The sequence below is a fragment of the Pseudomonas sp. P7548 genome (genome assembly GCF_013386585.1).
Classification (GTDB): Bacteria; Pseudomonadota; Gammaproteobacteria; order Pseudomonadales; family Pseudomonadaceae; genus Aquipseudomonas.
In genome coordinates, this window is sequence record NZ_JACARO010000013.1 from 25,383 (window position 1) to 43,910 (window position 18,528).

Below are 18,528 nucleotides of genomic sequence, written 5' to 3' on the forward strand. Positions count from 1 at the left end.
ATGGCATGCGTTTAGTTCAGTTCGAGTCTCGCAACGGTGAGCGCCGCGTCGGCGTGGTTCAAGGCACTCAGGTGCGTGAAGTCCAGGCGGCGCGCAGCGTGCGCGAATTGGCGCTGGCCGCCATCGAAGCCGGCGTGGGCCTGGCGCAACAGGTCGACAGCCTGGGCCTGGGTGACAGTCATGACTACGCCACCTTGCTGGCGGACTTGAAAATCCTGCCGCCCCTGGACCACCCGGACCCGGCCCACATGCTGATCAGCGGCACCGGCCTGACCCACCTGGGCAGCGCCGCTGCTCGCGACAAAATGCACCAGGCCGGTGACGACACGGCGCTGACCGACACCATGCGCATCTTCAAGTGGGGCGTGGAGGGCGGTAAACCGGCAGCCGGTCAGGCGGGCGTGCAACCCGAGTGGTTCTACAAAGGCGACGGCAGCATCGTCGTGCGCCCCGGTGCCGCGTTCCCGGTGCCGCCGTTTGCCGAGGATGCCGGTGAAGAACCGGAGATCGGCGGCCTCTACGTCATCGGCCCGGACAGCAAGCCCTATCGCGTCGGCTTTGCCGTGGGCAACGAGTTTTCCGACCACGTGATGGAGCGCAAGAACTACCTGTACCTGGCCCATTCCAAGCTGCGCAGTTGCAGCTATGGCCCCGAGTTGCGCGTGGGCGAGTTGCCCGAGCACCTGGCGGGCACCAGTCGCATCCTGCGCAACGGCGAGGAAATCTGGCGGAACGAGTTCCTCAGCGGTGAAGCCAATATGTGCCACAGCCTGGAGAACCTCGAATACCACCACTTCAAATACCACCAGTTCCTCACGCCGGGTGATGTGCACATTCATTTCTTCGGCACCGCCACCCTGTCATTCGCCGACGGTATACGGACCCAGCCGGGCGACGTGTTCGAGATCAGCCAAGGCGAGTTCGGCGCGCCGCTGATCAACCGCGTCGGCAGCGCCGAAACCGCCTTTGAACCCGGCAACGTCGTCACCCTTTAACGGAGATCCACATGACCCAGTTCCTCGGCCACAACTACATCGGCGGTCAACGCAGCGCCAACGGCAGCGTCACCCTCAACAGCGTCGATGCCACGACCGGCGAGGCGTTGTCCCAGGTTTTTTTCCAGGCGACCACGCAAGAAGTTGACGCCGCCGCCGAGGCCGCGGCCGCGGCATACCCTGCCTATCGCGGGTTGAGTGCAGCACGCCGTGCGCAGTTCCTCGATGCAATCGCGGATGAGCTGGACGCGCTGGGTGATGACTTTATCGAGTTGGTCTGCCGCGAGACTGCACTGCCGGCTGCGCGTATCAGAGGCGAGCGCGGGCGTACCAGTGGCCAGATGCGCCTGTTTGCGACCGTACTGCGTCGCGGCGACTTTTACGGCGCTCGCATCGACAAAGCACTGCCGGATCGCCAGCCGTTGCCGCGCCCGGATTTGCGCCAATACCGCATCGGCCTCGGCCCGGTCGCTGTGTTCGGCGCGAGTAACTTCCCCCTGGCGTTCTCCACGGCGGGCGGCGACACCGCTGCGGCATTGGCGGCAGGTTGCCCGGTAGTGTTCAAGGCCCACAGCGGGCATATGGCGACGGCCGAGCGTGTCGCTGACGCGATCATTCAAGCAGCCCAAACCACCGGGATGCCGGCCGGTGTGTTCAACATGATCTTCGGTGGTGGCGTCGGTGAAGCGCTGGTCAAGCACCCGGCCATCCAGGCCGTGGGCTTTACCGGCTCGCTCAAGGGCGGCCGTGCGTTGTGCGACATGGCAGCGGCGCGCCCGCAGCCGATTCCGGTGTTTGCCGAGATGTCGAGCATCAACCCGGTGATCGTGCTGCCCCAGGCGTTGACTGCGCGAGCCGACACCATCGCACGGGACCTGACCGCCTCGGTGGTCCAGGGTTGCGGGCAGTTCTGCACCAACCCGGGCCTGGTGATCGGGATTGCATCGCCTGAGTTCAGCGCGTTCACCCAACAAGTGGCACAGATGATCGGCGACCAACCGCCACAAACCATGCTCAACGCAGGCACCTTGGGCAGCTACGGTAAGGGCTTGGAAAAACTCTTGGCCCATCCTGGCATCCAGCACCTGGCGGGCAGTCAACAGGCCGGCAACCAAGCACAACCGCAGTTGTTCAAGGCCGATGCGCGCCTGCTGATCGATGGCGATGAGGTGCTGCAGGAAGAAGTCTTCGGCCCCACCACGGTGTTCGTCGAGGTGGCCGACCAGGCCCAGCTCAGCACCGCCTTGCACGGCCTGCACGGTCAACTCACCGCCACACTCATTGGCGAGCCCGCCGACCTGCAGCAGTTCGCCGAACTCACGCCGCTGCTGGAACAGAAGGTCGGGCGCATCCTGCTCAACGGTTACCCGACCGGTGTGGAGGTCTGCGATGCGATGGTGCACGGCGGGCCGTACCCGGCCACGTCGGATGCCCGTGGCACCTCGGTCGGCACCTTGGCGATCGACCGTTTCCTGCGCCCAGTGTGCTTCCAGAATTACCCTGATAGCCTGCTGCCCGACGCGTTGAAAAACGCCAACCCGTTGCGTATCCAGCGGCTGGTGGATGGCACGCCATCACGCGACCCGCTGTAACGCACACCTGAGAACAACAACAATCCAGGAGGCAACATGTCGTGTATCGCCGTTACCCCGCACCGGGCGCAATTGGGCGAAGGTCCGTTCTGGGATGGGCCGACCCAAGCGTTGTATTGGGTGAATATCGCCGGCAAACAAGCGCTGCGCCTGATGGAGGGGCAGTTGCAGGTTTGGCAGTTGCCCGAGCATGTGTCGGCCTTCATTCCGTGTGAGAGCGGCGATGCCTTGGTGACCTTGAGCAGCGGCGTGTACCGCCTCGACCTCGCCACTGAAGCCCTGACACTGTTGTGCGTGGCCGACCCGCAACCCGGCAACCGTGGCAATGAAGCACGCTGCGATGCCAGGGGCCGCCTGTGGTTGGGCACCATGCAGAACAACATTGGCGAACGCGGCGAAGACCTGCCAATCACCCGGCGATCAGGTGGACTGTTTCGCATCGATGCCGATGCACAGGTCACGCCGTTGCTCAGTGGCCTGGGCATTCCCAATACCTTGCTGTGGCATGAAGACGGCAGCCAGGTGCTGTTTGGTGACAGCATGGATGGCACGCTGTACCGACATGGCATTCAAGCGGATGGTCAACTCGCGCCCGCCCAGATCTGGTTCGGCCCACACGAGCGCGGTGGCCCCGACGGCTCGGCGATGGACATCGAAGGCTATATCTGGAATGCCCGCTGGGATGGCAGTTGCCTGCTACGCATAGCACCGGATGGCAGCGTGGACCGCATTATCGAGCTGCCCGTCAGCCGCCCCACCAGCTGCGTTTTTGGTGGGCCGAACCTCACCACCCTCTACATCACCAGTGCCGCGAGCCCTTTGGATCATCCTTTGGACGGTGCCGTGCTGGCGATTGAAGTGGATGTACCCGGAAAACCCTGCACTCGCTTCGCTGGATAAGTGCCCATTTAAAAACAACAACAAGGAGTCACCCGTATGAATCGTCGTCGTGGTTTGCGTTCCCTGGCTTGCGCCGCTGTGGCGGTCTCGGCCATGAGCTTGAGCGGGCTGTTGCTGGCCGCAGAAGAAGTGAAGATCGGGTTCCTGGTCAAGCAGGCGGAAGAGCCATGGTTCCAGACCGAATGGGCCTTCGCCGAAAAAGCCGGCAAGGAACATGGCTTCACTGTGATCAAGATCGCCGTGCCCGATGGCGAGAAAACCCTGTCGGCCATCGACAGCCTGGCCGCCAACGGCGCCAAGGGGTTTGTGATTTGCCCGCCTGACGTGTCACTCGGCCCGGCGATTGTCGCCAAGGCCAAGGCCAACGGCCTGAAAGTGATTGCGGTGGATGACCGTTTTGTCGATGCCAAGGGCAACTTCATGGAGGACGTGCCTTACCTGGGCATGGCCGCTTTTGAAGTCGGCCAGAAGCAAGGCGCAGCGATGGCGGCTGAAGCGAAAAAACGCGGCTGGGACTGGAAAGAGACCTACGCGGTGATCAACACCTTCAACGAACTCGACACCGGCAAGAAGCGCACCGACGGCTCGGTCAAATCCCTGGAAGAGGCGGGTATTCCCAAGGACCACATCCTGTTCACCGCCGCCAAGACCCTCGACGTTCCGGGCAGCATGGACGCCACCAACTCGGCCTTGGTGAAACTGCCGGGTACCGCGAAAAACCTGATCATCGGCGGCATGAACGACAACACTGTGCTGGGCGGCGTACGCGCCACTGAAAGCGCCGGCTTCAAGGCGGCCAACGTGATCGGCATCGGCATCAATGGCACCGACGCCATCGGCGAATTGAAAAAGGCTGACAGCGGCTTCTTCGGTTCGATGCTGCCTAGCCCGCACATCGAGGGCTACAACACCGCGCTGATGATGTACGAGTGGGTCACCAAAGGCACTGAGCCGGCCAAGTACACGGCGATGGATGAAGTCACACTGATCACCCGTGCCAACTTCAAGGAAGAGCTGACCAAGATCGGGCTGTGGCAATGACAGCGGCCGCCTTGCGGTTTGACGGCATCGGCAAGACCTTCCCCGGGGTCAAGGCGCTGGACGGAATCAGTTTCAGCGCCCAGCCCGGGCAGGTACACGCCTTGATGGGCGAGAACGGCGCGGGTAAGTCGACGCTGCTGAAAATCCTCGGCGGCGCCTACATTCCCAGCTCTGGCACGTTGCAGATTGGCGAGCAGGTCATGGCCTTCAAGAGCGCTGCCGACAGCATTGCCAGCGGCGTCGCGGTGATTCACCAGGAACTGCACCTGGTGCCGGAAATGACCGTCGCCGAAAACCTGTTCCTCGGCCATTTGCCATCGCGTTTTGGCGTGGTCAATCGAGGGCGGCTGCGTCAGCAAGCCCTCGCTTGCCTCAAGGGTCTGGCGGATGAAATCGACCCGGCTGAGAAGCTCGGGCGCCTGTCCCTGGGCCAGCGCCAACTGGTGGAAATCGCCAAGGCGTTGTCCCGTGGTGCCCATGTGATTGCCTTTGATGAACCCACCAGCAGCCTGTCGGCGCGGGAGATCGACCGCTTGATGGCGATCATCACGCGCCTGCGGGACGAGGGCAAAGTGGTGTTGTACGTGTCCCACCGCATGGAAGAGGTGTTCCGCATCTGCAATGCGGTCACCGTGTTCAAGGACGGTCGTTACGTGCGTACCTTCGATGACATGGCCGCGCTCACCCACGACCAACTGGTGACGTGCATGGTCGGTCGCGACATCCAGGACATCTATGACTACCGCCCACGTCAGCACGGCGAAGTCGCACTCAAGGTTGATGGCCTGTTGGGCCCCGGCCTGCGTGAGCCCGTCAGCTTTGAGGTGCGCAAGGGCGAGATTCTCGGGTTGTTCGGTTTGGTCGGGGCAGGGCGCACCGAGCTGTTCAGGCTGCTCAGCGGCCTGGAACGCGCGAGCGCCGGGACACTGGAGCTGTGTGGTAAACCGCTGCACTTGCAGTCACCCCGTGATGCCATCGCTGCGGGTGTGCTGCTGTGCCCGGAAGACCGCAAGAAGGAAGGCATCATCCCGCTGTCGAGCGTGGCCGAGAACATCAACCTCAGTGCCCGTAGCGCCCATTCCGCCTTCGGCTGGCTGCTGCGTGACGGCTGGGAAAAGGGCAACGCTGACCGACAGATCCAGGCGATGAAGGTCAAGACTCCCAGCGCGGCGCAGAAGATCATGTACCTGTCTGGCGGCAACCAGCAGAAGGCGATTCTCGGCCGCTGGCTGTCCATGCCGATGAAAGTCCTGCTGCTGGACGAGCCCACCCGCGGCATTGATATCGGCGCCAAGGCCGAGATCTACCAGATCATCCATAACCTTGCGGCCCAGGGCATTGCGGTGATCGTGGTGTCCAGCGACCTGATGGAAGTGATGGGCATCTCCGACCGTATCCTGGTGCTGTGCGAAGGCGCGATGCGCGGCGAACACACCCGCGAGCACGCCACTGAATCCAACTTGCTGCAACTGGCCCTGCCACGCAGCCTGGCCCACTGAGAGAGCGCTATGACCACTCAACACAACGTGCTGCCCACGGCGCGCAAGCCCCTGGACCTGCGTGCATTGCTCGACAACTGGGCGATGCTGCTGGCCGCCGTGAGCCTCTTTTTGCTGTGCGCCTTGCTCATCGACAACTTCCTCTCGCCGTTGAACATGCGCGGGCTGGGCCTGGCGATTTCGACCGTGGGCATTGCGGCCTGCACCATGCTGTTCTGCCTGGCATCCGGGCATTTCGATTTGTCGGTCGGTTCGGTGATTGCCTGCGCCGGCGTGGTCGCGGCGATTGTGATGCGCGACACCGACAGCGTCCTGCTCGGGATTGGCGCCGCGTTGCTGATGGGCCTGATGGTGGGGCTGATCAACGGCATCGTCATCGCCAAGCTGCGGGTCAATGCGCTGATCACGACGCTGGCGACCATGCAGATCGTGCGCGGCCTCGCGTACATTTTTGCTAACGGCAAGGCGGTGGGCGTATCCCAGGATCAGTTTTTTATCTTCGGTAACGGCCAACTGATGGGCGTGCCTGTGCCGATCCTGATCACGGTCCTGTGCTTCCTGTTTTTCGGCTGGTTGCTCAACTACACCACCTACGGGCGCAACACCATGGCCATTGGCGGCAACCCGGAAGCGGCGCTGCTGGCGGGCGTGAATGTGGACCGCACCAAGATCCTGATCTTTGCCGTGCATGGGGTGATTGGCGCGCTGGCCGGGGTGATCCTGGCGTCGCGCATGACCTCTGGCCAGCCGATGATTGGCCAAGGCTTCGAGCTGACGGTGATCTCGGCGTGCGTGCTGGGCGGGGTGTCGTTGAGCGGCGGAGTGGGGATGATCCGGCACGTGATTGCCGGGGTGCTGATCCTGGCGATCATTGAAAATGCGATGAACCTGAAGAACATCGACACCTTCTACCAGTACGTGATTCGTGGCTCGATCCTGCTGCTGGCGGTGGTCATCGACCGTATGAAACAACGCTGATTTCCAGCCACGTGAAGACCAAAATGTGGGAGCGGGCTTGCTCGCGAAGACGGTGTATCAGTCAACTCATTAGGGCCTGACACTCCGTATTCGCGAGCAAGCCCGCTCCCACAGTTTTAGTCCGCGGTGAATCTGAAAATGGTGTGCTGGGTGTAGGTCTGGCCCGGGTTCAAACGGGTCGAGGCAAATGTCGGCTGATTCGGCGCATCCGGAAAGTGCTGCGTCTCCAGCGTAAACCCACTCCAGTGCTGATACGTCTTGCCCGCTTTGCCCTTCACCGTCCCATCAAGGAAGTTACTGGTATAGAACTGCACGCCCGGCTCGGTGGTGAACAGCTGCAGGCGCCGCCCGGACTCAGGGTCATGCACCTCGGCCGCCAGTTGCTTCACGTCGCCTTGGGTGTCCAGCGCCCAGTTGAAGTCGAATCCACCCTGCTTAGGCTCGGCGAATTTCAGCTGCGGGTGATCGTCCTTGATGTGCTGGCCGATAGGCGTAGGTTTGAGGAAGTCCATCGGCGTGCCGGTGACGGGTGCCAGTTCGCCCGTGGGGATCAAGGTGGCGTTCACCGGCGTGTAATGGCTGGCATGCAAGGTGGCAACCTGCTTGAGGATGTCGCCGTTGCCCGCACCGGCAAGGTTGAAGTAGCTGTGGTTGGTGAGGTTCAGCACCGTGGGTTTGTCGGTGCTGGCCTTGTAGTCGATGTGCAGTTCGTTGTTGTCATTGAGGCTGTAGGTGACCTCGGTCTTCAAGTTGCCGGGGAAGCCCATTTCACCGTCCTTGGACAGGTAGGTGAGGGTGACGCCCACCGAGTCCTTACCCTTGACCGGCGCGGCCTTCCACACGTGCTTGTCAAAGCCCTGGGCGCCGCCATGCAGCGAGTTGGGACCATCGTTGAGCGGCACCTGGTAGCGCTTGCCGTCGAGTTCAAAGGCTCCCCCGGCCAGGCGATTGCCGAAGCGGCCGATGGTCGCGCCAAAAAACGCGGTACCGCTTTGATAGCCTTGAACGTCGTCGAAGCCGAGCACCACGTCTTCGACCTTGCCGTGCTTGTCCGGCACCTTGAGCGACTGCAGCACGCCGCCGTAGGTGATCACCGTGGCTTGCATGCCATGGCTGTTACGCAACACGTACTGTTCGACGGCGGTGCCGTCATTGGTTTTACCGAAGGGTTTGTGCTCGCTGGTGAGCCCGCCAGCCTGGGCGCCGCCGCTGGCGATCAGCAGGGACATGGCGAGGCCCGACAGCAGGTATCGAGGGTGCTTCATGATCGAACTTCCTTTTGTTGTTTTGAGTGGAATAGTTCTACTAATGTGCGATATTTTGTCGATATGACAGCGAATTTATAGCCTTTAGAGCCGTTTTTGCAAAATAAAATAAGACTAATTAAGCGAGGCAGCATTTTATGAGTACGCAGCAGGCCAGTTACCCCGACCTCAAAGGCAAGACCGTACTGATTTCCGGGGGCGCCTCTGGCATTGGCGAGTTCATGGTGCGGGCTTTCGCCGCGCAGGGCGCCAAGGTGGGCTTTGTCGACCGTGCTCAAAGCCAGGGCGAGCGCCTGGCGGCACTGTTGAGTGCCCAGGGGCACACGGTGGAATTCGTGCATGGCGACATCACCGATGAAATCGCCTACAAGGCAGCGATCGGACGCTTCGAGCAGTCCCTGGGCCCCATCACCGTGTTGATCAACAACGCAGCCAATGACGTGCGCCATACCCTGGAAGAAGTCGATTCGCAGACCTTCGACAAACTCATCGCCGTCAACCTCAAGCACGCGTTCTTCGCCGCCAAGGCGGTGGTGCCGATGATGAAAAGTGCAGGCGGTGGGTCAATCATCAACCTGGGGTCGGTGGGGTGGATGATGGCTTCGGCCGGTTACCCGGTGTACGCCGCCAGCAAGGCTGCCGCCCACGGCATGACCCGCGCGCTGGCCCGGGAACTGGGGCCGAGCCAGATCCGCGTGAACACGCTGGTGCCGGGCTGGGTAATGACCGAAAAACAACTGGCGATGTGGGTCGACGATGCCGCCAAGGAACTGATCAGCCGCAGCCAGTGCCTGCCCGGCAGTGTGCTGCCGGAGCACATCGCCAACATGGCGCTGTTCCTCGCCTCTGACGCGTCGGCAATGTGCTCGGCGCAGAACTTCATCGTGGATGGCGGCTGGGTATAGGCAGCTTGCCTCTGTAGTGAGCGGGCTTGCCCCGCGCCGGGGCACCTCCGTCTTTCAGAAAGGCCGAGGTGCTCAGGTTGGGGTGGCGTCGCCTCCTAGCGCGGGGCAAGCCAGCTCCTACAGTTTGGGGGTGATTATTCGATTGGGTATTTCCTAAACGCCGGGTGCTCCTCCAGCCGCTCAGCGTGGCGCTTCAGGTTGGGAAACGCATCGGCCCTGACCACCGACGCCACGGTGAACTGGCTGAACGACCAGGCGACGGCGGCCGTAATCGACGCCTGGGTCAGCGCCTCGCTGTCAGGCAGCTGTTTTTCCAGCAGCGCGTAGGCCGCCAGCAATTGGCTGCTGACCCGGTCCAGCCACGGTGCATGCTGTTTCTCGGCCGGGCGCAGGTTGTGTTCATAGACGATCTGCACGCTTTTCTCGCACGCCGCCAGGGCCAGGCCCAACAACTGCAAGTCACGAGCGCGGGCGGCGGGCGCCTGGGGTAGCAGCTTTTTGTCAGCTGGGGCGAGGGTTTCCAGGTAGTCGAGGATCAGGCTGGAATCCATCAACACCGTGCCGTCGTCCAGCACCAGGGTCGGGGCCTTGACCACCGGGTTGATCTGGGCGAACTCATTGAAGGTGCGAAACACCGACAGCGGTTCATGCACAAATTCCACGCCATACAGCTCCAGGGAAATGGCCACGCGGCGTACGTAAGGCGAGTCCAGCATGCCGATCAGTTTCATAAAGCCTCCATTGCTTACGGTGACGGGCTCAAGAGAGTAAGGGCTCAGGATCGGCGTGCGCAATGGCCGCGTGCAGGGCTTGATAAGCCTCCACCAACTGCTCCAGATTGAACGCCAGGTTGCGCCCGCTGGGGTTGGGCAGCACCCACACCGCTGCGCCGCCGAAAGCCTGTGGCTGCAAGCCCCAGGCGATGTCGCGCTGGCCCGACAGCGCGCTGTAGCCGGCCTTGCCCAGGAACGCCACGAAGTGGGGTGCGCTACGGCGGATCTTCTGTTCGAACGCCGCTGCTGCATCCTTGAATTCATGTCGCGCCAACTCGCCCGCGCTTGCCGTGGGGCGCTCCACCACGGTGGTCAGGCCGCAGCCATGGTGCAACAACATGGGGCCATCCTGCGGGCGGAGTTCATGGGGCGTGAAACCGGCCAGGTGCAAGGTGCGCCAGAAGCGGTTGCTGCGATTGGCAAAGTGCAGGCCCAGGGCGGCGGAGCCTTTGCCGGGGTTGATGCCGCAGAACAGCACGTCCAGGTGGTCGGCGAGGATGTCGTCAAGGCGGTCGTTCATGTCGAGCGCCTGCTGCGCTGACGGCTGGCCCCAGGTGGTTGGCCGGTAATGCGCTTGAACGCACGGCTGAAAGCTGCCTGGGAGGTATAACCCAGCCGCAGCGCCACTTCTTCGATAGGCAAACGCTCCAGGGTCAGCCATTGGCTCGCCAGGCGCATGCGCAACTCTGTCACGTAACGCAGGGGCGGGATGCCCAGGGTGGCCTGGAAGCGCTCGGCGAACACCGAGCGCGAGGTGTGACAGTGCGCAGCCAATTCGTCCACGCGCCAATCGCGACCCGGTTGTTGATGCAGCGCGAGCAGGGCTCCGGCCAATCGCGTGTCGCGCAGCGCCGCCACTAACCCGGACGCATTACCGCAGGCGCATTCCACCCAGCCTCGCACGATCATGGCGGCAACCACATCGGCCAGGCGCGCGAGGATGCCGGAGTAGCCCATGCGGGCAGCGGATACTTCACGTTCCATCACCGCCAGGATCGGCATCAGGCCGGGGTAACGCTGGCCCTGGGCATCGATCAGCATCAAGGCCGGCATCAGGCTGCCGAGCCCCTGGAGGCTGCCAAGTTCGAACGCCATGCAGGCGCTGAACAGCAAGGTGTTGGGGGGCCTATCGGGAGATGCATCCACGGCACACACGGTCTCGCCCAACGGGGTCGCGCCAAAGCCGCCAATGTCTTGCACAGGCGCGTTTGCGTCGGAGGACAGCGCATGGGCGCCGCCGTGGGAGATGAACACGGCATTGCCCGCCGACAACTCAAACAGGCTGCCGTCGTCGGTGCGCAGGGTGGCCGTTCCCGCTGCCAGGAAGTGGAAGTAGGCGTGTCCGGGTTTGGCCTCAAAGCCCATGCCGAAGCTCGGTCCGGCCTGGATGCGCCGGTACTGCACCCCGCTCAGGCGCATGCCGCGCAGCAGTTCGTCGATCAGGTCGGAAGACAGATTGAAAGGGGCCGCTACGCTCATGTTCGGGGTTTCAGTCAAAAACTCAAGGGTCTGCATCATAGATCATCCTAACGGGCGAACCTAGACTGGCCGTCGCGCTAATTTCCCGAGGATGTCGTGTGATGAATGATTGTGTCGCTCAAGCCGCTAACCCTGCCCACGCGGAGCCCGATGCGCCTGCCTGGATGGCGGTGTTTTCCCTGGCCATGGGGGTGTTCGGGCTGTTGACGGCGGAGTACCTGCCGGCCAGCTTGTTGACGCCAATGGCGATGGACCTGGGCGTGTCCGAGGCGCTGGCGGGCCAGGCCGTGACCGTAACGGCAGTGGTGGCACTGTTTGCCGGGCTGCTGGTGCCCGGCCTCACGCGGGGCATCGACCGGCGCGTGGTGCTGCTGGGCTTCTCCGTGTTGATGATTGCCTCAAACCTGTTGGTGGCGTTCTCTTCAAGCCTGGCGGTGTTGTTGCTGATGCGCATCTTGCTGGGCATCGCCCTGGGTGGTTTCTGGAGCATGGCGGCCGCGGTGGCCATGCGCTTGGTGCCGGCGGTACTGCTGCCCCGTGCGCTGTCGATCATCTTCAGTGGTATTGCGGTGGGCACGGTGGTCGCCGTGCCGCTGGGCAGCTACCTCGGGGGGCTGTATGGCTGGCGCAGTGCGTTCGTTGCCGCCGCCGCCGTCGGTGGCGTGACGCTGGCATTCCAGCTGTTCACGCTGCCACGCCTGGCGCCCACGGGGGCCGCACGTCTGCGCACGATACTGGAGGTGTTGCTGCGCCCGGGTATTGCCATCGGCATGTTTGGCTGCGTGCTGGTACACACCGGGCACTTTGCGCTGTTCACCTACATCCGGCCATTCCTGGAAAGCACCACGGGCGTGGGCACCGAAGGGCTTGCCCTGATGCTGCTGGGGTTCGGTGCAGCCAACTTTGTTGGCACGCTGTTGGCCGGTTGGATGCTGGTGCGTTTTCCGCGTGGCACCCTGGTGTTGATGCCGGTGGCGGTGGGCGTCGCGGCGCTCGCCCTGGTGGTGTTGCCTGCGTCCCTGCCAGGGCAGGCAGCGCTGCTGATGCTGTGGGGCATGGCTTTTGGCGCAGTGCCCGTGGCGTGGTCGAACTGGGTAGCCCGCGCCGTGCCGGATCAAGCTGAAAGTGCGGGTGGCATGGTCGTGGCTTCGGTGCAGTCGGCCATCGCGGCAGGAGCGGCCGGTGGGGGCGCGATGTTCAGTCTCAGTGGCATAAGCGGGGTGTTTCTGGGGGCGGGGGTACTGATGCTGTTGGCTGCCTTGTTGATCGCACTACGCGTGCAGGTACCACGCGCCGACGCTGGCGTGGGCGTGGCGCTGCACCTGTGAGCTAGCTGATCAGGTTGGCCAGCAGCCACGCCGTGAAACTGCGCGCCAGCGGGTCGTGTTCGCTGTCGCGATGGGTCAGCAGCGCCCAGCTCGGCCCACGGATTGTCGCCTCCACCAAGGGCACGAGCAGGCCGTCTTGCTGCGCTTGGCGGCACAACAACTGGCTGACCAAGCCAATGCCTAGCCCGGTACATACGGCGTCCAGCAACAGGCCAGGGTCGGAGAAATTCAGCCCCTGGTCTTGTTGGCCCACATCAACCCCGGCTTCCACCGCCCAGTGGCTCCAATCCATTTCGCGCTCGCCGTGCAGGGTGGTGCGTTGCTCCCGGGGCTGTTCCAGTACACGCGGGTGACAGGCGGGAAACAAGCGATCGGTATGCAGCACCTTGAAGCTGCATTCGGCCTGGGAGCTGATGTCGTCGCGCACCGCCAGGTCGATGGTCTGGCTGGCCATGTCGGGCACTTCGTCGGTGCTGAAGATCCACAGGTCGACTTCCGGGTGTTGCCGGCGAAAATCCGCAAGCCGTGGCAACAGCCAGTGACGCGCAAAGGTGGGCGTGGTGTTGAGCACCAGCTGGTTGGGTTTGCGGTACTGGCCCAGGCGCCGCACGCCCACCGCCAGTTGCTGCAGCAGGGCCTGGGTGGTGCTGAGGAAGTCATGGCCGGCGTCGGTCAGGCTCACGCTGCGCCCGCTGCGAAAAAACAGCGGCTGCTCCAGGTACGCCTCCAGGCTGCGGATCTGCTGGCTGATCGCCGATTGGGTCAGGTGCAGTTCTTCGGCAGCCTTGTGGAAACTGCCTAGCCGGGCCGCGGCTTCAAAGCCGCGCAGGGTGCCAAGGGGCGGCCAGTGGTTGAGCATGCTGATAAGTTCCTCTAATCAGTTTTCTACAAAATCCATCGTTTGTCCGGCTTTGCAGCCCGCCATAGCATGTACGCCAAGACTCCGTGGGCAGTTTTCACTGAACACAATGACTTAACTAAAGGGTACTTGTCATGCAGCAGAATGCAATGCAAAGCAATGGTTGGTGGATGCCTGCGGAGTGGGCTCGGCACGCGGCGACCTGGATGGTGTGGCCACATAACCGCGCCTTGTGGGAAACCACCTGGGGCGTGACCCTGGTGCAGGTGCAGCAGGATTTTGCGCGGGTCGCCAATGCGATCGCCCGCTTCGAACCGGTGAAGATGCTGGTCGATCCGTCCGCAGTCGCGGGCGCCAAGGCCCTGTGCGGTCCTGGCATCGAACTGATCGAGCAGGCCGTCAACGACAGCTGGTGCCGCGACTCCGGCCCGAGCTTTGTCTGCCACCCGCAACTGGGTACGGCCGGGGTGAGCTGGCGCTTCAATGCCTGGGGTGGCAAGTCGGCCCATGACCTGGACGAAAGCCTGGCGCGCCGAGTGCTCAATCACCTGGGGCTGGAGTGCTTCGGCACGCCGCTGAGCAACGAAGGCGGGGCGATCCACGTGGACGGCGAGGGCACGTTGATCACCACCGAATCGGTGCTGCTCAACCCCAATCGCAACCCCGGCGTGACCAAGGCCGAGATGGAAGACATCTTCGCGCGGCTGCTGGGCATCAAGAAGACCATTTGGCTGCCCGGCGATCCGCACTACGTCACGGGCGACATGACCGACGGCCATGTCGACGGTGTCTGCGCCTTCGCCCGTCCCGGGGTGTTGCTGGTCGATGCGACCCATGATCAGGGCTCTGTCTACGCCGAAGTGGTGCGGGAAAACCGCCGCGCCCTGGAACTCGCCACCGATGCCCATGGCCGGCGTTTCGAGCTGATCGACTTGTATGAAGCCACCGACGCGGTCGACACCGAGGCCGAAGTGTTCTGCGCGTCCTATACCAACTTCTACATCGCCAACGGCGCAATCATCATGCCGGCCTATGGCATTGCCGCCGATCAGGTGGCGGCCGAGGTCCTGGCCGGGGCGTTCCCGGGGCGCGAAATCGTGCCGGTGCAGATCAACCACCTGGCCCATGGCGGCGGCGGCGTGCACTGCATCACCCAACAACAACCTGAGTGGGTGCAGCCATGAGCCTGCTGACGATTGCGACGACCCAGATGCCTTGCACCTGGGACTTGCCGGGCAACCTCGACCGTGCCGAGCAGTTGGTGCGAGAGGCGGCGGCGCAGGGCGCCCAGGTGATCCTGTTGCAGGAGCTGTTCGCCACGCCGTATTTCTGTATCGAACAGCATCACAAGCATCTGGCATTGGCCGAAGAGTACCAGCACAGCGGCGTGCTCAAACGCTTCGCTGCGTTGGCCAAGGAACTGGGCGTGGTGCTGCCGTTGAGCTGGTTCGAACAAGCTGGCAATGCGTTCTTCAATTCCCTGAGCGTGGCCGATGCCGACGGGCGCTTGCTCGGCGTGTACCGCAAGACCCATATCCCGAATGCCATCGGCTATCAGGAGAAGGAATATTTCAGCCCCGGCGATACCGGCTTTCGCGTGTGGGATACCGCTTTCGGGCGCCTGGGCGTGGGGATCTGCTGGGACCAGTGGTTTCCCGAAACCGCGCGTTGCCTGGCGTTGCAGGGCGCTGAAGTGCTGCTGTTTCCCACGGCCATCGGCTCGGAACCGGGCTGTGCGACCCTTGATTCCCGCGACCATTGGCAGATGACCATGCGCGGCCACGCGGCAGCGAACCTGTTGCCGGTGGTGGCGGCCAACCGCGTCGGGCGTGAAGTGGCGAGCACCGACACTGCTCTGCAAATGGACTTCTACGGTTCCTCGTTCATCTGCAACCACAAAGGCAAGTTGCTGGCCGAAGCCGACCGCGACACTACCGGCGTGCGGGTGCATCGCCTGGACTTGTCCGCCATGCGCGAAGACCGCCTGACCTGGGGCATCTTCCGCGACCGCCGCCCGGAAATGTACAGCGGCCTACTCACCTTGGATGGGCGCCCATCATGAAACGTCTATTGAGTTGCGTACTGATGCTCACGAGTGCCTGCACCTTGGCCGACGACAAAACCCTGAGGCTCTACAACTGGGCCGACTATTTTGCCGCCGACACCTTGGCCAAGTTCACGGCCGAGACCGGTATCCAGGTGATCTACGACGTAATGGATGGCAGCGAAACCCTGGAAGCCAAGCTGATGGCGGGCGGCAGCGGCTACGACCTGATCTTCCCGGGTGACACCGTGGCCGAGCGCCTGATGCGGGCCGGCAGCCTTCAGTCGTTGGACCCTGCCAAGCTCACCGCGCTGGGTGATATCGAACCGGGCTTACAAAAGCTGCGCACCCATTACGTCAATTCGAACAAGGCCACGGTGCCCTACACCTGGGGCACCATTGGCTTGACCTACAATACGCGGCAGATCGAGCAGCGCTTGCCAAATGCGCCGGTCAACAGCCTGGACCTGCTGTTCAAGCCTGAGCTGGCGGCCAAATTTGCCGATTGCGGCATCTCGCTGATCGACTCGCCGGACGAGGTGTTGGCCGTGGTGCTCAACTACCTGGGCCGCGACCCGCGCAGCGCCAAGCGTGAAGACCTGGCGGCGGCCAGCGACGTGTTGCTCAAGCTGCGCCCGTACATCCGCAAGTTCCAGTCGCAACCGGTGACCGATCTGGTCAACGGCAACCTGTGCCTGTCCCTGGGCTACAGCGGCGACATGACCCAGGCCCAGCGCGCCGCCGATGCGGCCGGCAAGCCGGTGACCTTTGGTTATCACATCCCCCGCGAAGGCACGACGGTGTGGATGGACACCATGGCCATTCCCGTCGATGCCAAGCACCCGGAATACGCCTACGCGTTTATCAACTTCGTGATGCGCCCGGAAAACATGGCCGCCATCACCAATTTCACCGGTTACCCCACGGCCAACGCCAAGGCCCGGCCGGAAGTGGAAGCCAGCATGCGCGACAACCCCGACATCTACCCGGACGCGGCCACGTTCGAGCGGTTGATCGCCGGCAAGGACATTCCCCAGGCGGACATGCGTGCACGGATGCGCGTGTGGACTAAATTCAAAACCCAGCAATGATCGCGCATTTTTGGACGCGCGAACGTTTGTAGTGAGCGAGCTTGCTCGCGCCGGAGTGTGCAGCGCTCCTGTTTGTGTGGGGCCGTTACGCCGCCGGCGCGGGGCAAGCCCGCTCACTACAAGCGAGTTTGGTCGCGTCCGTAGCGAGCGTTTTTCAATTCAATACCGTATGCAGGAACCACCATGCCAACCCGTCGTACCTTCATCAAACAAGCCAGCGTGGTCTGCGCCATGACAATGCTCACTCCCCACGTGCGGGCCGCCACAAAGGGCCGCTTCTACATGCCCGACGAGGGTGAAAAACACCGCCAGGCGTTCATTGCCTTTGGCGCCCAGGACGCCATCTGGGAAGACTTCACCGCCGACGTGCAGGCCGCGCTGGGCCGTATCGCCCGAGCGATTGCCCAATACGAACCGGTCACCTTGTTCTGCCGCGAAGACGAGCGCGCCCTCGCCGAGCAGCACTGCGGTACGCGCAACATCACCTTTGTGGAAGCCGAGCTGGACGACATCTGGATGCGTGACACCGGCGCCAATTTCGTCATCGACGGCACGGGCGGCCAGGCGGCGGTGGACTTCAACTTCAACGGCTGGGGCAACAAGCAGCAGCACGCAGACGACGCGCACGTGGCGGCCCTGGTTGCCGAAGAAACCGGTGCGCGCCACATTCGCAGTGAACTGGTGGGTGAGGGTGGTGCCATCGAGGTGGATGGGCTGGGCACCGGCATCATGACCGAAAGCAGCTGGATCAACCGCAATCGCAACCCCGACTGGAGCAAGGCCGACGTCGAAGCCGAACTCAAGGAGCGCCTGGGCTTGCGCAAGATCATCTGGCTGCCCGGCATCAAGGGCAAGGACATCACCGACGCTCACGTGGATTTCTACGCGCGCTTCGTCGCCCCGGGTGTGGTGCTGGCCAACCTCGACACCGACCCTGAGTCCTACGACCACAAGGTCACCCTGGCGCACCTGGACATCCTCAAGAACGCCACCGACGCCGACGGCCGGCCGCTGACCGTGCACACCGTGTCGCCGCCGCTGAACCCGCGCAAAAGCAAGTTCAGCCGAGGCAATGAGGATTTCGCGGCGGGGTACATCAATTACTTCGTGATCAACGGCGCGGTGATTGCGCCAGAGTTTGGCGATGCGGTGGCCGACCGCAAGGCGCTGGACCTGCTGTCGCAGCTCTACCCGAACCGCAGGGTGGTGCAGCTCAATATCGACGCGATCGCGGCAGGTGGCGGTGGCATTCACTGCGTGACCAACCACCAGCCGCTGGCTTAGTCGTCCTTTGCCAGCAGCACCCTGGCAAATTCGTCGGAGGCGATGAAGTCCAGGGTCTGGCGCAACTGCGCCGCGGCTTCGCGGCCGAACGCCTGATCGAAGCGTTCGGCCATTTTCAATGACACCTGCCGGGCCGTCGCGTGGGTCTGCACACCGGCCTCGGTCAGCAGCACGCGGCGGGTGCGGCGGTCCAGTTCGTCCACGCGCAACTCCACCAGCCCGTCACGCACCAGCGGCTTGAGCGTGTGGCCCAGGGCCGACAGGTCCATCACCAGGTTTTGTGCCAACTCACCCATCTTCGGCGTGCCGGCCTTGGCAATCTGGTTGAGCACTGCGTACTGGGTGGCTTTCAAACCGCAGGGGGCATACGCCTCGTCATAGATCTGGCCCAGGCGGCGCGACGTGCGACGCACGGCACCGTTCACACAGGCGCTGGGGCTCTCGGAGCAAGGCTTTGCAGCTTTCAAGGGCGGATACTCTCTGATACAAAAACGA

General features: G+C 63.1%; 18 protein-coding genes. 12 read left to right on the plus strand and 6 right to left on the minus strand.

All coding sequences use genetic code 11. The features are described from left to right. The first annotated feature begins 5 nt into the window (after nucleotides 1–5). From araD1 to araH, 6 genes are read left to right on the plus strand one after another with little or no spacing between them, the layout of a single operon-like run. Nucleotides 6–995: an AraD1 family protein gene (gene araD1, locus HX803_RS06325; protein WP_178919654.1), complete on the plus strand. Its 990-nt coding sequence runs from the start codon at nucleotides 6–8 to the stop codon at nucleotides 993–995. An 11-nt stretch (nucleotides 996–1,006) separates the two neighbouring features. Further along, a complete protein-coding gene (locus tag HX803_RS06330) occupies nucleotides 1,007–2,587 on the plus strand; it encodes an aldehyde dehydrogenase (NADP(+)) (protein ID WP_178919655.1) in 1,581 nt (526 codons plus the stop codon). 36 nt (nucleotides 2,588–2,623) lie between these two features. Further along, complete coding sequence (locus tag HX803_RS06335; protein ID WP_178919656.1) at nucleotides 2,624–3,487, plus strand: SMP-30/gluconolactonase/LRE family protein; 864 nt, start codon at nucleotides 2,624–2,626, stop codon at nucleotides 3,485–3,487. 36 nt (nucleotides 3,488–3,523) lie between these two features. Next, nucleotides 3,524–4,528: a substrate-binding domain-containing protein gene (locus HX803_RS06340; RefSeq protein ID WP_178919657.1), complete on the plus strand. Its 1,005-nt coding sequence runs from the start codon at nucleotides 3,524–3,526 to the stop codon at nucleotides 4,526–4,528. Next, nucleotides 4,525–6,027 (plus strand): L-arabinose ABC transporter ATP-binding protein AraG, encoded by a 1,503-nt coding sequence (gene araG / locus HX803_RS06345; RefSeq protein ID WP_178919783.1) that lies wholly within the window; start codon nucleotides 4,525–4,527, stop codon nucleotides 6,025–6,027. Before HX803_RS06340 ends, araG begins: the two co-directional genes overlap by 4 nt. Nucleotides 6,028–6,036: 9 nt before the next feature. Further along, nucleotides 6,037–7,005, plus strand: a complete 969-nt coding sequence (araH, locus tag HX803_RS06350) for an L-arabinose ABC transporter permease AraH (protein WP_178919658.1) — start codon at nucleotides 6,037–6,039, stop codon at nucleotides 7,003–7,005. Nucleotides 7,006–7,121: 116 nt separating this feature from the next. Here the strand turns inward: araH and HX803_RS06355 are convergent, their stop codons facing one another. Then, the gene (locus tag HX803_RS06355) at nucleotides 7,122–8,270 is read right to left on the minus strand and encodes an aldose epimerase family protein (protein WP_178919659.1); all 1,149 of its coding nucleotides are present in this window, start codon (nucleotides 8,268–8,270) and stop codon (nucleotides 7,122–7,124) included. 137 nt (nucleotides 8,271–8,407) lie between these two features. Here HX803_RS06355 and HX803_RS06360 point away from each other — a divergent pair, with 137 nt between their 5' ends. Next, a complete protein-coding gene (locus HX803_RS06360; RefSeq protein WP_178919660.1) occupies nucleotides 8,408–9,175 on the plus strand; it encodes an SDR family NAD(P)-dependent oxidoreductase in 768 nt (255 codons plus the stop codon). Between the two features lie 134 nt (nucleotides 9,176–9,309). On the opposite strand, the gene HX803_RS06365 is transcribed toward HX803_RS06360, so the two are convergent. The 3 genes from HX803_RS06365 to HX803_RS06375 are packed head-to-tail and all read right to left on the minus strand — an operon-like array spanning nucleotide 9,310 to nucleotide 11,463. Beyond that, the gene (locus tag HX803_RS06365; protein ID WP_178919661.1) at nucleotides 9,310–9,906 is read right to left on the minus strand and encodes a glutathione S-transferase family protein; all 597 of its coding nucleotides are present in this window, start codon (nucleotides 9,904–9,906) and stop codon (nucleotides 9,310–9,312) included. 28 nt (nucleotides 9,907–9,934) lie between these two features. Continuing rightward, complete coding sequence (mug, locus tag HX803_RS06370; RefSeq protein ID WP_178919662.1) at nucleotides 9,935–10,468, minus strand: G/U mismatch-specific DNA glycosylase; 534 nt, start codon at nucleotides 10,466–10,468, stop codon at nucleotides 9,935–9,937. Further along, complete coding sequence (locus tag HX803_RS06375) at nucleotides 10,465–11,463, minus strand: AraC family transcriptional regulator (protein WP_178919784.1); 999 nt, start codon at nucleotides 11,461–11,463, stop codon at nucleotides 10,465–10,467. The genes mug and HX803_RS06375 overlap by 4 nt, the downstream gene beginning before the upstream one ends. A gap of 65 nt (nucleotides 11,464–11,528) precedes the next feature. Between HX803_RS06375 and HX803_RS06380 the strand changes: the two genes are divergently transcribed. Further along, nucleotides 11,529–12,755, plus strand: a complete 1,227-nt coding sequence (locus HX803_RS06380; protein ID WP_178919663.1) for an MFS transporter — start codon at nucleotides 11,529–11,531, stop codon at nucleotides 12,753–12,755. A 1-nt stretch (nucleotide 12,756) separates the two neighbouring features. Here the strand turns inward: HX803_RS06380 and HX803_RS06385 are convergent, their stop codons facing one another. Beyond that, on the minus strand, nucleotides 12,757–13,614 hold the full coding sequence (locus tag HX803_RS06385; RefSeq protein WP_178919664.1) for a LysR substrate-binding domain-containing protein: 858 nt from the start codon (nucleotides 13,612–13,614) through the stop codon (nucleotides 12,757–12,759). A 134-nt stretch (nucleotides 13,615–13,748) separates the two neighbouring features. Between HX803_RS06385 and HX803_RS06390 the strand changes: the two genes are divergently transcribed. From HX803_RS06390 to HX803_RS06405, 4 genes are all read left to right on the plus strand, one after another. Next, nucleotides 13,749–14,798 (plus strand): agmatine/peptidylarginine deiminase, encoded by a 1,050-nt coding sequence (locus tag HX803_RS06390; RefSeq protein ID WP_178919665.1) that lies wholly within the window; start codon nucleotides 13,749–13,751, stop codon nucleotides 14,796–14,798. Then, nucleotides 14,795–15,676, plus strand: a complete 882-nt coding sequence (aguB, locus tag HX803_RS06395) for an N-carbamoylputrescine amidase (protein WP_178919666.1) — start codon at nucleotides 14,795–14,797, stop codon at nucleotides 15,674–15,676. Before HX803_RS06390 ends, aguB begins: the two co-directional genes overlap by 4 nt. Next, on the plus strand, nucleotides 15,673–16,749 hold the full coding sequence (locus HX803_RS06400) for an extracellular solute-binding protein (RefSeq protein ID WP_178919667.1): 1,077 nt from the start codon (nucleotides 15,673–15,675) through the stop codon (nucleotides 16,747–16,749). The genes aguB and HX803_RS06400 overlap by 4 nt, the downstream gene beginning before the upstream one ends. 183 nt (nucleotides 16,750–16,932) lie before the next feature. After that, nucleotides 16,933–18,033 carry an agmatine/peptidylarginine deiminase gene (locus HX803_RS06405; RefSeq protein ID WP_178919668.1) on the plus strand — a complete coding sequence of 367 codons (1,101 nt, stop codon included), beginning with the start codon at nucleotides 16,933–16,935 and terminating at the stop codon, nucleotides 18,031–18,033. Here the strand turns inward: HX803_RS06405 and HX803_RS06410 are convergent. Beyond that, nucleotides 18,030–18,500: a MarR family winged helix-turn-helix transcriptional regulator gene (locus HX803_RS06410; protein WP_218646961.1), complete on the minus strand. Its 471-nt coding sequence runs from the start codon at nucleotides 18,498–18,500 to the stop codon at nucleotides 18,030–18,032. The two genes, HX803_RS06405 and HX803_RS06410, sit on opposite strands and share 4 nt — an antisense overlap. Between the last annotated feature and the right edge of the window lie 28 nt (nucleotides 18,501–18,528).

Bases quoted from the DNA above. Each gene is read 5' to 3' on its own strand.
- araD1 (WP_178919654.1), top strand. From the start codon at position 6: ATGCGTTTAGTTCAGTTCGAGTCTCGCAACGGTGAGCGCCGCGTCGGC.
- HX803_RS06330 (WP_178919655.1), top strand. From the start codon at position 1,007: ATGACCCAGTTCCTCGGCCACAACTACATCGGCGGTCAACGCAGCGCC.
- HX803_RS06335 (WP_178919656.1), top strand. From the start codon at position 2,624: ATGTCGTGTATCGCCGTTACCCCGCACCGGGCGCAATTGGGCGAAGGT.
- HX803_RS06340 (WP_178919657.1), top strand. From the start codon at position 3,524: ATGAATCGTCGTCGTGGTTTGCGTTCCCTGGCTTGCGCCGCTGTGGCG.
- araG (WP_178919783.1), top strand. From the start codon at position 4,525: ATGACAGCGGCCGCCTTGCGGTTTGACGGCATCGGCAAGACCTTCCCC.
- araH (WP_178919658.1), top strand. From the start codon at position 6,037: ATGACCACTCAACACAACGTGCTGCCCACGGCGCGCAAGCCCCTGGAC.
- HX803_RS06355 (WP_178919659.1), bottom strand. From the start codon at position 8,270: ATGAAGCACCCTCGATACCTGCTGTCGGGCCTCGCCATGTCCCTGCTG.
- HX803_RS06360 (WP_178919660.1), top strand. From the start codon at position 8,408: ATGAGTACGCAGCAGGCCAGTTACCCCGACCTCAAAGGCAAGACCGTA.
- HX803_RS06365 (WP_178919661.1), bottom strand. From the start codon at position 9,906: ATGAAACTGATCGGCATGCTGGACTCGCCTTACGTACGCCGCGTGGCC.
- mug (WP_178919662.1), bottom strand. From the start codon at position 10,468: ATGAACGACCGCCTTGACGACATCCTCGCCGACCACCTGGACGTGCTG.
- HX803_RS06375 (WP_178919784.1), bottom strand. From the start codon at position 11,463: ATGCAGACCCTTGAGTTTTTGACTGAAACCCCGAACATGAGCGTAGCG.
- HX803_RS06380 (WP_178919663.1), top strand. From the start codon at position 11,529: ATGAATGATTGTGTCGCTCAAGCCGCTAACCCTGCCCACGCGGAGCCC.
- HX803_RS06385 (WP_178919664.1), bottom strand. From the start codon at position 13,614: ATGCTCAACCACTGGCCGCCCCTTGGCACCCTGCGCGGCTTTGAAGCC.
- HX803_RS06390 (WP_178919665.1), top strand. From the start codon at position 13,749: ATGCAGCAGAATGCAATGCAAAGCAATGGTTGGTGGATGCCTGCGGAG.
- aguB (WP_178919666.1), top strand. From the start codon at position 14,795: ATGAGCCTGCTGACGATTGCGACGACCCAGATGCCTTGCACCTGGGAC.
- HX803_RS06400 (WP_178919667.1), top strand. From the start codon at position 15,673: ATGAAACGTCTATTGAGTTGCGTACTGATGCTCACGAGTGCCTGCACC.
- HX803_RS06405 (WP_178919668.1), top strand. From the start codon at position 16,933: ATGCCAACCCGTCGTACCTTCATCAAACAAGCCAGCGTGGTCTGCGCC.